The organism is Fodinicola feengrottensis (assembly GCF_010993775.1).
In the GTDB taxonomy this organism is placed as follows: domain Bacteria; phylum Actinomycetota; class Actinomycetes; order Mycobacteriales; family HKI-0501; genus Fodinicola; species Fodinicola feengrottensis.
On record NZ_WOTO01000062.1, the window covers coordinates 15,884 to 27,205 of the forward strand.

At 67.9% G+C, this 11,322-nt stretch carries 18 protein-coding genes and 2 pseudogenes; 9 read left to right on the forward strand and 11 right to left on the reverse strand.

What is annotated here, in order from left to right:
* Positions 1-73: 73 nt before the first annotated feature.
* Positions 74-649: a fumarylacetoacetate hydrolase family protein gene (locus GNX96_RS39555; protein WP_279582698.1), complete on the reverse strand. Its 576-nt coding sequence runs from the start codon at positions 647-649 to the stop codon at positions 74-76.
* Between GNX96_RS39555 and GNX96_RS58760 the strand changes: the two genes are divergently transcribed.
* Positions 649-930, forward strand: coding sequence for a hypothetical protein (locus tag GNX96_RS58760; RefSeq protein WP_279582699.1), 282 nt, complete (start codon positions 649-651; stop codon positions 928-930). The two genes, GNX96_RS39555 and GNX96_RS58760, sit on opposite strands and share 1 nt — an antisense overlap.
* A 24-nt stretch (positions 931-954) precedes the next feature.
* Here the strand turns inward: GNX96_RS58760 and GNX96_RS39560 are convergent.
* The 7 genes and pseudogenes from GNX96_RS39560 to GNX96_RS58780 form a co-directional block, all read right to left on the reverse strand.
* A pseudogene (locus GNX96_RS39560) lies at positions 955-1,585 on the reverse strand (response regulator).
* A gap of 370 nt (positions 1,586-1,955) precedes the next feature.
* A pseudogene (locus GNX96_RS61785) lies at positions 1,956-2,606 on the reverse strand (sensor histidine kinase); the annotation flags it as partial.
* Positions 2,546-2,815 (reverse strand): hypothetical protein, encoded by a 270-nt coding sequence (locus GNX96_RS58770; protein ID WP_279582700.1) that lies wholly within the window; start codon positions 2,813-2,815, stop codon positions 2,546-2,548. The gene GNX96_RS58770 and the pseudogene GNX96_RS61785, both read right to left, overlap by 61 nt.
* Complete coding sequence (locus tag GNX96_RS39570; protein WP_163572799.1) at positions 2,812-3,543, reverse strand: ABC transporter permease; 732 nt, start codon at positions 3,541-3,543, stop codon at positions 2,812-2,814. Before GNX96_RS39570 ends, GNX96_RS58770 begins: the two co-directional genes overlap by 4 nt.
* On the reverse strand, positions 3,540-4,493 hold the full coding sequence (locus tag GNX96_RS39575) for an ABC transporter ATP-binding protein (RefSeq protein ID WP_163572800.1): 954 nt from the start codon (positions 4,491-4,493) through the stop codon (positions 3,540-3,542). The genes GNX96_RS39570 and GNX96_RS39575 overlap by 4 nt, the downstream gene beginning before the upstream one ends.
* A gap of 106 nt (positions 4,494-4,599) precedes the next feature.
* Positions 4,600-5,001, reverse strand: coding sequence for a hypothetical protein (locus GNX96_RS58775; RefSeq protein ID WP_279582701.1), 402 nt, complete (start codon positions 4,999-5,001; stop codon positions 4,600-4,602).
* Between the two features lie 95 nt (positions 5,002-5,096).
* The gene (locus tag GNX96_RS58780; RefSeq protein WP_279582702.1) at positions 5,097-5,267 is read right to left on the reverse strand and encodes a hypothetical protein; all 171 of its coding nucleotides are present in this window, start codon (positions 5,265-5,267) and stop codon (positions 5,097-5,099) included.
* A gap of 144 nt (positions 5,268-5,411) precedes the next feature.
* Here GNX96_RS58780 and GNX96_RS39585 point away from each other — a divergent pair, with 144 nt between their 5' ends.
* A complete protein-coding gene (locus GNX96_RS39585; protein ID WP_163572801.1) occupies positions 5,412-6,137 on the forward strand; it encodes an FAD-dependent oxidoreductase in 726 nt (241 codons plus the stop codon).
* Positions 6,131-6,568, forward strand: a complete 438-nt coding sequence (locus tag GNX96_RS39590) for an FAD-dependent oxidoreductase (RefSeq protein ID WP_279582703.1) — start codon at positions 6,131-6,133, stop codon at positions 6,566-6,568. Before GNX96_RS39585 ends, GNX96_RS39590 begins: the two co-directional genes overlap by 7 nt.
* 60 nt (positions 6,569-6,628) lie before the next feature.
* On the opposite strand, the gene GNX96_RS39595 is transcribed toward GNX96_RS39590, so the two are convergent.
* From GNX96_RS39595 to GNX96_RS39600, 3 genes are all read right to left on the reverse strand, one after another.
* Complete coding sequence (locus GNX96_RS39595) at positions 6,629-8,008, reverse strand: glycine--tRNA ligase (protein WP_163572802.1); 1,380 nt, start codon at positions 8,006-8,008, stop codon at positions 6,629-6,631.
* Positions 8,009-8,146: 138 nt separating this feature from the next.
* Complete coding sequence (locus tag GNX96_RS58785; RefSeq protein WP_279582704.1) at positions 8,147-8,338, reverse strand: hypothetical protein; 192 nt, start codon at positions 8,336-8,338, stop codon at positions 8,147-8,149.
* Positions 8,335-8,538 (reverse strand): antibiotic biosynthesis monooxygenase, encoded by a 204-nt coding sequence (locus GNX96_RS39600; protein WP_279582705.1) that lies wholly within the window; start codon positions 8,536-8,538, stop codon positions 8,335-8,337. Before GNX96_RS39600 ends, GNX96_RS58785 begins: the two co-directional genes overlap by 4 nt.
* Positions 8,539-8,621: 83 nt before the next feature.
* On the opposite strand from GNX96_RS39600, the gene GNX96_RS39605 reads away from it, so the two are divergent.
* From GNX96_RS39605 to GNX96_RS58795, 6 genes are all read left to right on the forward strand, one after another.
* Positions 8,622-8,879, forward strand: coding sequence for a DUF6703 family protein (locus GNX96_RS39605; RefSeq protein WP_163572803.1), 258 nt, complete (start codon positions 8,622-8,624; stop codon positions 8,877-8,879).
* Between the two features lie 70 nt (positions 8,880-8,949).
* Positions 8,950-9,753: a YibE/F family protein gene (locus GNX96_RS39610; RefSeq protein WP_279582706.1), complete on the forward strand. Its 804-nt coding sequence runs from the start codon at positions 8,950-8,952 to the stop codon at positions 9,751-9,753.
* Positions 9,747-10,112: a YibE/F family protein gene (locus GNX96_RS58790; RefSeq protein WP_279582707.1), complete on the forward strand. Its 366-nt coding sequence runs from the start codon at positions 9,747-9,749 to the stop codon at positions 10,110-10,112. Before GNX96_RS39610 ends, GNX96_RS58790 begins: the two co-directional genes overlap by 7 nt.
* A gap of 48 nt (positions 10,113-10,160) precedes the next feature.
* The gene (locus tag GNX96_RS39620) at positions 10,161-10,535 is read left to right on the forward strand and encodes a hypothetical protein (RefSeq protein WP_163572804.1); all 375 of its coding nucleotides are present in this window, start codon (positions 10,161-10,163) and stop codon (positions 10,533-10,535) included.
* 89 nt (positions 10,536-10,624) lie between these two features.
* Positions 10,625-11,131, forward strand: coding sequence for an orotidine-5'-phosphate decarboxylase (gene pyrF, locus GNX96_RS39625; RefSeq protein ID WP_279582708.1), 507 nt, complete (start codon positions 10,625-10,627; stop codon positions 11,129-11,131).
* Entirely contained in the window at positions 11,131-11,298 is a 168-nt protein-coding gene (locus GNX96_RS58795; RefSeq protein WP_390624265.1) for an orotidine 5'-phosphate decarboxylase / HUMPS family protein, read from the forward strand. Before pyrF ends, GNX96_RS58795 begins: the two co-directional genes overlap by 1 nt.
* Positions 11,299-11,322 lie beyond the last annotated feature (24 nt).

Below are 11,322 nucleotides of genomic sequence, written 5' to 3' on the forward strand. Positions count from 1 at the left end.
ACAGATTGGTTCCGGGCCTTGACAGACTCAGCTCGCGACGAGTTCCTGACGCTGCCGGCCGAGGCCGTCGATCTCAACCTCCATCACGTCGCCGGCGGCCAGGAACGGGAACCGCCCGGGACAGTGCGACGCCTTCCGGCGTCCCGGTGTTGAGCAGGTCACCGGGCTCCAGCACCAAATACTGCGAGAGGTCGTAGACCAGGTGCGCGACCGAGAAGATCATGTCCGCGGTGGAGGAGTCCTGCCGCAGCTCGCCGTTCACCCAGGACCGCAGCCCAAGTTTCTGCGGGTCGACGAGCTCGTCCGCCGTCAACAAATACGGCCCCAGCGGGTTGAAGGTCTCGCAGCACTTGCCCTTGGACCACTGCCCGCCGGACTGCTCGATCTGGAAGGACCGCTCGGAAACGTCGTTGCTCAGCACATAGCCAGCCACATGGTCCAGGGCCTGGTCGGGCGACGACAAGTAGCGAGCACGCTTGCCGATCACCACTCCCAGCTCCACCTCCCAGTCCACTTTGGATGATCCGCGCGGCAGCAGCACCTGGTCCTTCGGGCCGACGACGGTGTTGGGGTGCTTGAAAAACAGGATCGGCTGCTTCGGCGGCTGGGCGCGCCGGATCGGCCGCGTGCGCCGCGTAGTTCTGCCCAATGCACAGCACCGCGGACGGCTTCGCGATCGGCGCCCCGGTCCGCAGCGCGTCCGGGTTGTCGATGATGTCCAGCCGGCCGTCGGCGAGCGCGTCCCGTACCGACGCGATGCCGTCGGCGGCCAGGAAGTCACCGGTGATGTCCGGCGTGACGCTGGTCAGGTCGTACGTGGTGCCGTCAGAGCGCACGGCGGGACGCTCGGCCCCGGGTTCGCCCAGGCGAAGCAACTGCACGGCGTTTTTCTCCTTCTCCAGTCCGCATACCGGTCACCGCCGAGTATAGGAAACAGGAAGCGGGCGGCCGGCTCTAAGCGCCGGCGCCCAGCAGCCAGCCGTTCTCCTCGGCGAGGCGGACGGCTTCGGCGCGCGTACGGGCGCCGGTCTTGCCGATCGCGGACGACAGGTGGTTGCGGACCGTGCCCTCGCTGAGGCCCAGTTGGTACGCCAAATCCGCGACGGTGCCGCCGCCTCGCGCGGGCGGCCTTGAGGACATCCGCCTCGCGGGCGGTGAGCGGGCTCTGGCCGGTGGCGAGGCTCTCGGCGGCCAGCGACGGGTCGACGACCCGGAGGCCATTGCGCACCCGGCGGACCGCATCGGCCAGCTCGCGAGCGGGCGTGTCCTTCACCACGAAGCCGCTCGCGCCGGACTCCATCGCGCGGCGCAGGTAGCCGGGGCGGCCGAAGGTCGTCACGATCAGCACTCGGCAAGACGGCACCGCGGCCCGCAGTGCCTTGCTGGCCGCGATGCCGTCCATGCCGGGCATCTCCACGTCCAGCAGCGCCACGTCCGGCCGGTGTTCGCGGGCCGCCGCGACCACCTCGTCGCCGCGGCCGACCTCGGCGACCACGTCGATGTCCGGCTCCAGTGCCAGCAGCGCGGCCAACGCTCCCCGTACGAGCTGCTGGTCGTCGGCCAGCAGGACCTTGATCGTGGTCATGAGGTGGTGACCCGCAACAGAAAACCGCCCTCCGGCGAACGGCCGATGGTGAGCTCGGCGTCGGCCGCGGCCACTCGCTCCCCCCAGCCCCACCAACCCATGGCCGCCGGCCAGCGAGCCGTCGGTGGTCACCGGCCCGCGCGCCGTCGTCGGCGATCTCGATGCTCTTGCTCGTCAGGGTCACCCGGCAAAGTCTCGCCCCGCTGTGCCGGACGACGTTGGTGACCCCCCCCTCGCGCAGCGCCCACCCGAACAACTGGCGGCGGGCGCCGGTCACCTGGTCGGCGCTGGACGGCAGGTCGGGCTCGATGCCGGCCGCGGTCAGCGCCGCCCGGGCGCCGGCCAGCTCCCCGGCCAGCGAGCCTTCCCGGAAGCCGGCCACGGTCGTACGCACCTCGGCCAGCGCGTCCCGGGCGAGCTGGTGCACATCGGCGATCTCGGCGCCGGCACGTCGCGGGTCGATCTCGGCGAGCCGGCTGGCCAGCTCGGCCTTGACCGAGATGACCGTCAGCGAGTGGCCAAGGACGTCATGCAGGTCGCGGGCCACCCGGGCGCGCTCGTCGGCGATGGCGAGGTCGCGGATCTGCTCGTTGGCCTGCCGGAGCGCGATCGACTGCTGGATGATCTTGCCGACTCCCCACATGCCGAAAGTGGCCGACAACGAGGTGAGCGCCAGAAACTCCCAGCCGTCCCAATGGTTCAGATAGCCGACCAGCGAGGCGCTGCCGATGCAGATGACCGCGACGATGACCGCCTCGATGGTGGACAGCATCGCCACGCCGGCGACCGCCACATAAAGGTAGGTGTAGAGCCCGGCGACCTCACCGCCCGGCACCACCAGGGCGGCCAGCCCGGCCAGCACCAGCAGCGAAAGCCAGCGCTCCCCCTTGATAAACGGTTTGCGGTTCCGCCAGCGCCGGTTCAACGCGAAAGTCGCGGTGTAGACCACCGCGAACAGGGTCAGCGCGACGATGCCGATCCACTTCCACGGTCCGTTTGGCCGGAACCAGAGGAAGAACATCGGGATCGCCAGGTATGCTGCCAGATGGCGCCGTAGACCCAGCCGAACCGGCCGTTGCCCAAGCCGCCACCCGGCTTCGCGCGTACCGGCCACCAACCGGGCCGGTCGCGGCCGGTGACGACCGGAATGCTCGCCGGCTCGCAGCCGGAAGGCCCGGCTGGCCGCTGGTCGCGGTCGCCGGGGTCCTTGTCGACCGTGGTGGCAGTCATGCCCGAGAAGTATCCCGCCTGTACGCCCACATCGCGAACACGCCGATCACCACGGTCCACACCAGCATGGTGCCGACCGCCTGCAGGTTGACGCCAGCCGCAGCCAGCGGGTCCCGAGCCAGCTCACCCAGCCAGTACGACGGGGTCAGCTTCGCGATAACGGCCATGAAAGACGGCATGTACTGCACTGGGAACCAGAGGCCGCCGAACATGCTCAGGCAGAGGAAGACCGCGCTGGAGATCATCGCCGAGGTGTCCGCGGTGGCCAGGTAGCCGACGAACAGGCCGAGCACCCCGAACGGGATGGTGCCGAGCCAGAGCCCGATGCTGCTCTGCAGCCAGACCGTCAGCGGCAGGTGCACGCCGAAGACGAAGGCACCCAGCCCATACACCACCAGGATCGCTGGCAACGCGATCATGAGCGCGACCAGCAGTTTTGTCGCCACATACGCATACGGTTTCAGCGGCGTCAGGCGAAGCAGCCGGTTCCACCCGGTGGCGCGCTCGTTGGCGACCCGGCCGCCAACGTTGATCGCCGCGGTCATCGCACCGAAGGCGGCCATGCTCGCCATCGTGCTTTTCACCGCCGCGATGCCGCCCATGTTGGCTGACCCGTACAGGCTGGCCAGCAGGGTGAACATCACCGCCGGGATCCCGACGCCGAACAGGAAGAACCTTGGTTGCCGCAGGATCCGGCGGATTTCCAGCATGGTGTAGCGCGCGTTCATTTCGCTTCCTCCGTGGTGAGAGCCAGGAACGCCTCTTCCAGGCCCAGGCTGCGAATCTCGATGTCGGTGGCCTGCGGGTAGGCCGGCGGCAGCAGCGCCCGAATCGCCGCGTCGGAGTCCGAGCAGCGCATCGTCGCCCGGTCGCCGACGAGAGTGGCCTCCTCGACCCCGGGCAAGCCGGCCAGCGACTGCAATGTCGCGCCCGGCACGGTGGCCGCCACCTGCCGGCCGGAGACCGCCGACTTGATCTGCGCCCCACTGCCGTCGGCGACCACCTTCCCGGCTCGCAGCAGCACGATCCGGTCGGCGAACTCGTCAGCCTCTTCCAGGTAGTGGGTGGCGAAGATGATCGTCCGGCCACCGCCGGTCAGCCGGCGCATCGCGGCCCAGAAGTCGCGGCGGCTCTGCACGTCCATCGCCGCGGTCGGCTCGTCCAGCACCAACAACAGCCGCGGGTCGGCGACGATGGCGAGCGCGAACCGGACCCGCTGCTTCTGCCCGCCAGACAGCTTGGCCGTACGACGTTTGGCCAGGTCAGCGATGCCGGCGCGGTCCAGCACCAGGTCCAGTGGGAGCGGCTTGCGATGCAGCCCCGCATAGAGGTTGACCAACTCGGCGACCGTCACGTCGTCCGGCAGCTGGCTGTTCTGCAACATCGCGCCGACCATGCCGGCGTCGGCGGCTTGCCGCACGGACTGGCCGAACAGCGCGATCTGGCCGCTGGTCGGACGGGTCAGTCCGAGCATCATGTCCACGGTGGTGGACTTGCCGGCGCCGTTCGGCCCCAGCAGAGCGACGACCTGGCCGGGTTCGAGGGTGAGGTCGAGCGCGTCGACCGCGGTGACCGCCTTGTATTTCTTCGTCAACCCGGTCAGCCGGACCGCCGGCGTGACCTGCCCAGCCGCTGAATCGGCCGAGTCCGCCGGGCGGATCTGCGATGTGATTGCCATGCCCCTGAGCCTGCCCGCTCGGGCCGACAGTTTCGCAGCGCATGCATCACCCCTGCCCCATGACGGATGTCAGGCCCGCACCAGTGACTTTGTCGTCCTGTCGTGGTCAGGGAGACAGCGCGCGTACGAGCAGGGTGAGCTGATCGGCGTACCAGTCGGCGGTTTGCGACTTCTCGATCCCCATGGCGGCGGCGACCGGCGCGAAGGCGACCGGCGCCGCCGCCGCGGCGAACATCATCAGGCCGAGCACTCGGGGGTCGACGCCGGGCGGCATCTCGCCGGTCCGCTGCCTGGCCCGGATGTCCTCGACGAACTGCCCCATCCACTCGGTCCGCAGGGTGCTGGTCTCCTCCGCGTCGGCAGGATCAGAGCCGGCAGGATCAGAGCCGGCGTCACCTGAGCCACCATCACCCGGGCCGGTGTCGCCCATGGCCTCCCAGATCAGCAGCCGGATCCCGTCTGGGTTGGCGGCGGCCGCCCTGGCGTAGTTCGCGGCCACCTCGGCCAACGGCACGCCTTGCGGATACAACGCCGGCTGGCTGTCCCACCAGGCCTGGTCAACGGCATCGCGGAGCCCCTGCTTGCCGCCGAAGTAGTACGAGATCAGCTGCTTGTTGACGCCCGCCCGGTCGGCGCGATTCGGCCGACCCGCGCGCCGGCATACCCGAACTGCGCGAACTCCACTCTCGCCGACTCCAGGATCGCCCGCTTGGTGCGCTCGGCGTCCCGCTGCCGGGCCGGCCCGGTCGGGCTGCGGCGAGTTTCGTTGCTCACAGGTACGACCTTAGCCGCTTCCCGACTAATTAGACAGATGGTTGACTAAGTTATCCATAAAGGTAATACTGACGGGGTCAAACGAGAGGATTGAGCAAATGGCAACGAATAAACCGCGCATCATCATCGCCGGCGCCGGCATCGGTGGTCTGGCGCTGGCCCCGCGCGCTGCGCGGCGGCGGCTTGGACGTGGTCGTCTACGAACGCGACCCGGCGATGACGACCCGTGGCATCGCCACCGGCTCTGCGCGGGCCCGCAACCAGGGCTACCGCATCCACATCGACATGAACGGCAACGCGGCGCTGGCTGCCTGTCTGCCGCCGGAGGTGTTCGACCTGGCGCTACGGACCAGCGCGGGCAGCCGCTATGCGGCCGGCCTGGTGGCCGGCTACACGGACCAGCTGCAGCAAATCATGGCCCAGGAGTTCCCCTCGACCCAGGAAGACCGGGACTCGTTCATCTTCGCGGTCGACCGGTTCGCGTTCCGGCAGAGCCTGCTGACCGGGCTGGACGACACCATTCAGTTCGGCCGGACGCTGGCCGGCTACCAGGTCGATGAGGCCGGGCGCGTACGAGTCGAGTTCAGCGACGGCAGCAGCGACGAGGCCGACCTGCTGATTGGGGCCGACGGCGTCGGTTCCACGGTTCGCCAGCAGCTGCTTCCGCACGCCACCTTGAAGGACCTCGGCATCCGGTGCATTTACGGCCGGATGTGGCTCAACGAGGAGACCGACAAGCTGCTGTCGGAAGACTTCGACCGCGGGTTTTCCTGGATCGCGGACCAAACCGGCTATGGCGCCGCTTTCGGGTCGGTACGCCTGCGTACCCCGGTCGAGGGCACCGCCGACTACCTGATGACCGTGTGCTGACCGCGACACCCGAGCGGATGGGCCTCACGGATCAGGAGCTTTTCCAGCTCTCGCCGGAAGAGCTGTGGAAGATCACGCTCCAGGCCACCACCGGCTGGCACCCGACCGTACGGGAGCTTTTCGGGCACGCCGACCCGGAGACGTTCTTCCCGGTCACCATCCGGGCCGCCGATCGCGTGCAACCGTGGGAGTCGGGTCCGGTCACGCTGCTGGGCGACGCGATCCACACCATGCCGCCCACTGGTGGGGCGGGTGCGAACACCGCCCTGCGGGACGCGCAGACGCTGGCGGAGGAGCTGCTTTGTGCCGGTCGCGGCGAAAAGTCGCTGATCGAGGCGGTCGCATCGTACGAGAGTGTGATGGTCCCGCGCGGATTCGACACCGTCGAGTCGTCGCTCCAGATGGCCGGCGACTACTTCGGCGACAACTGAAAATCCGCAACGCCCCGCTACCTGCGGCTCACGCGGATAGCGGGGCGTTGCGGACCGAAGTCAGCAGCCGATCAGGCGGGCACCGAGGTAGCCGACGACCTGATCCAGGGAGATCCGCTCCTGGGTCATCTCGTCGCGTTCCCGGATGGTGACCGCGTTGTCCTCCAGCGTGTCGAAGTCGATCGTGATGCAGTACGGCGTACCAATCTCGTCCTGGCGGCGATAGCGGCGCCCGATCGCACCCGCGTCATCGAAATCGACGTTCCAGTGTTTGCGCAGCTCAGCGGCAAGATCGCGGGCCTTGGGCGACAGGTCGGAGTTGCGCGAGAGCGGCAGCACCGCGGCCTTGACCGGGGCCAGCCGCGGGTCCAGCCGCAGCGACACCCGGGTGTCCTCGCCGCCCTTGGCGTTGGGCGCCTTGTCCTCGGTGTACGCGTCGAGCAGGAACGCCATCATCGACCGGCCGATGCCGGCCGCCGGCTCGATCACGTACGGCGTCCAGCGGACCTTCTTTTCCTGGTCGAAATAGGAAAGGTCGGAGCCGGACGCCTTCGAGTGGGTGGACAGGTCGTAGTCGGTCCGGTTGGCGACGCCCTCCAGCTCGCCCCACTCCGAGCCGGCCAGCCGGAAGCGGTATTCGATGTCCACCGTACGGGTCGAATAGTGCGACAGTTTTTCCTTCGGGTGCTCATAAAGCCGGAGGTTGTCGCGGGAGATGCCAAGGTCGGCATACCAGTCCGTACGAGTGTCGATCCAATACTGGTGCCATTTCTCGTCGGTGCCCGGCTCGACGAAGAACTCCATCTCCATTTGTTCGAACTCGCGAGTCCGGAAGATGAAGTTTCCCGGGGTGATCTCGTTCCGGAAGCTCTTGCCGGTCTGCGCGATGCCGAACGGCGGCTTTTTCCGGGCCGCGGTCATCACGTTGGAGAAGTTGACGAAAATGCCCTGCGCGGTTTCCGGCCGCAGGTAGTGCAGGCCCGAATCATCGTCGACCGCACCGAGGAACGTACGCAGCAGGCCGTTGAAATTGCGCGGCTCGGTCCACGCGCCTTTGGTGCCACAGTTCGGACAGGGGATGTCCTGCAGGCCGTTGGCCGGCTGACGGCCCTTGCGCTCCGCGTACTCCTCTTCGAGGTGGTCCGCCCGGAACCGCTTGTGGCAGGACTGGCATTCGGTCAGCGGGTCGGTGAAGACCTCGACGTGACCGGACGCGACCCACACGTCTTTGGGCAGGATGACGGCCGAGTCCAGACCGACGATGTCGTCCCGGCCGGTGACCATCGACTTCCACCACTGGCGCCGGATGTTTTCCTTCAGCTCGACGCCAAGTGGGCCGTAGTCCCAAGCCGATCGGGTGCCGCCGTAGATCTCCCCGGAGGCGAACACGAATCCCCTACGTTTGCAGAGGCTGACAACGGTTTCCACGAGATCGGCCATAATTCTCTCTCCATCCGGCTGGCGGTCGGCGGAACACTCAAGTCCACAACAGTTCAAGTGTTCGTTATTGCTGCTTTCAAGGCTAGCGAATTGCGTAAGGCGCCCGGTGACCCGGGCACATCGGGACGCAAGCCACGGTCAGTCCCGGTCGCCCGGCACCGGACCGGACGCTTCCCCGACGCGTACCGACCCAGCGTCCGGAGCCAGCCCGCTGGCCGCCTCAATGACGTCCACGCCGCCGGAGTCGTTTGGGTTCAACGACAGCAGCACCTCGTACGCGCCGGACTCCGGGATCGCCTCGGACAGCAGCGGCGAGGCGTACAGCTTCACGTCGTACGACGAGAGGGGGCGCGGCGGAACGCGCCGACGGACTTCCACTCGGTGACGACCGTCCACAGCGTCGGATCGTCGGCGGCCCGACCGAGCCGGCCGCGCTCGAAACCGGCGCACGCCGCGAAGGCGTCCAAAGCGGCACGGGCCCGCTCGGGGAACCCCGTTTCGGCGGTCTGGAACCGGCTGACGACGATCAAGGAAATGCCTCCTGCGAGGATGGTGAGCAGCTGTTCAGGCTACGGGAGACGGGTGGAGCTGGTTGTGGCGGAGTGGCGGGGAGTTGCAGGAGCGCACGGCTGGCGTCGCCGTACGGCTGTCGCGGGTGCCGCGGTTCCTGCTGATCGGGCTGTTCGGTGGGCTGGTGGTGCTCGGGCTGGCCGGCCCGGGCTTGCTTGGCGCCATCCCGTTGCTGCTCATCGCGGCCATCGGCGGGTGGCTGTTGCTGCTTGGCTGGGAGCAGCGCAGCGGGATCGAGCGGCTGCTGCGGTTGCTGGTGGTGCTCGCGATCGTGGCCCTCGCGGTCTACAAGCTGATTTGAGGCATCGGTGGGGGCGGGGCACGGACACGGACATGGACCGCCCGCGCCAGCCAGTCGGCAGGCCCGCCTGGTGCTGCTCGCCACCCTGCTGCCGATGGGGCTGGCGACCCTGATCGGTTTGCTTTTCCTCTATCCGTACGGCGGCACGCATGTCGGCGTGCCTCCGCAGTATCAGCCCTTTGTCACCGGCCAGGCCCAGATCGTGGACGGGACCGTCACTTCGATCACCACGCAGGCCTGCCCGGACAGCGGCACGGCCAACCAGGGCGGCGCAGCCGGCCAATGCCAGCGAGCCGCGGTGTCCGTCACCAGCGGCCCGGACACCGGCAAGCAGGTGACCATCGATGTCGGCGGTGTCACCGGCACACCCCTACTGGCGACCGGCGAGCGGATCACCCTGGCCCGTACGACCGCCGACGGCGTTGTCTATTCCTTCAACGACGTGGCCCGCGGCCCGGCCCTGATTGTTTTCGCTTTGCTCTTCGCGGCCGTCGTGATCGCGGTCGCCCGTTGGAAAGGCTTGGCCGCGTTGGTCGGCATCGCGGTGGCGGTCGCGATCGTGCTGCTTTTCCTTATCCCAGCACTGCTTGCCGGCCGCTCCCCCGTTCTGGTCGGCCTGGTGGCCTCGTCGGCGATTCTTTTCGCGGTGCTGTATTTGGCCCACGGTCGTACGGCCCAGACCTCGACGGCTCTGCTGGGCACGCTGCTCGGGCTCGGCATCAGCGCCGCACTGTCGGCGATCGCGGGTCGCCGCAACCCATATCTCCGGGCTGTCCGGCGAAGACGCCGCCGCTTTGCAGGTGGCGACCAAATCCGTACCAGTCTCCGGATTGTTGTTGTGTGGCTTCCTGATCGCGCGCGCTGGGCGTGCTGAACGACGTGACCGTCACGCAGGCCTCCGCGGTGTGGACGATGGCGGAGACCGACCCGACCGCGACCCCGCGGCAACTTTTCGCGCTGGGCATGCGAATCGGCCGCGACCATATCGCGTCCGCGGTTTATACGCTGGTGCTCGCGTACGCCGGATCCGCGCTGCCGATCATGCTGCTTTTCACGCTCTCGCAGCAGTCGCTGGGCACCGTACTGACCAGTGACCAGGTGGCGGTGGAGCTGATCCGCAGTCTGGTGGGAGCGATCGCCCTGGTGTTGTCCGTACCGATCACCACGGCCGTCGCGGCCGCCGTCGTACGCTCCACGTCCGCACTGCGCCGCCCAGGCGCCCATCGCGGCTAGACTTTTAGCGCTACAGTGACCGGCGATCCACACCTACCCGGAGGTCACATGACACGCAAGTTAGGCAAGATAGCCATCGCCGCCGCGATGCTGGCGAGCGTCGCCGCTTCGGTGCTGGTCACCAGCAGCCCGGCGGCGGCAAGCTACGAATGCACGTACGGCAAGGTCTGCCTTTACACCGGCACGTTCGGGAACGGCGCCAGGTGGGAAGCGCCGCACTGCGGCTTTACCCAACTGCCCGCGGGAATCGCGTTCCACACCCACTCAGTCCGCACCTACGGCAACGCGGTCCAGCTCCTCTGGCTGGACCAGGACGGCCAGGGCGGCGACTGGCTGCAGAGCGGCTACGTGGGTCAGTGGGTGGAGACCAACCTGGACGCGAACACCGCGGATCTCACCAGCGCGGTCAACGTCATCTGCTAGCAGCGATTTCGGGGGCGCCGCAAAATGGTGCCCCCGAACTCGAGACTTCCAGGCGCGTACGACAGGAACAGCGGGCAGAATCTGCGGACATGAGCATCATCGTGGCGCTGGATTTTGACAACCGGCAGGCCGCTGACGACATCGTCGAGAAGCTGGGTGACGCCTGCGGGTTCTACAAGGTCGGGCTGGAGTTGCTCACCGCCGTCGGGCCGGAGGTGATCCGCGAACTGATCGGAGCAGGCAAAGAGGTCTTCCTCGATCTCAAACTGTTCGAGATCCCGACCTCGGTCGCCCACGCCGTACGAGCCGCTGGCGCGCTTGGCGTGACCATGGTGACGGTCCACGCGATGGCCGGGGCAACGATCATGGAAGCCGCGGTCGAAGCGGCAAAAGACTACCCGGGCCTGAAAATCGCGGCACTGACCGTCGTCACCAGCCTCACCGACGCCGACCTGGCACAGGTCGGCGTCCGGTCGTCGGTCGAATCCCAGGTCGTACGACTGGCACAACTCGCCGAAAAAGCCGGCTGCCCGGCCATGGTGGCGTCACCGCGGGAAATCCACCTGCTGCGTACGGTCATCAACAAGAAACCCTGATCGTCACGCCCGGCATCACGTTGGACCCGACAACCGAACACGCGAGATCGGCCACTCCCGCCGAGGCGATCCGGGCCGGCGCCGATCACCTGGTCATCGGCCGGTCGATCACCCACGCGGCCGATCCGGTGGCGGCTATTCAGGGAGCGGAGCGGAGCAAGGCATGAACTCCGAATCGCTAACCCGACCAA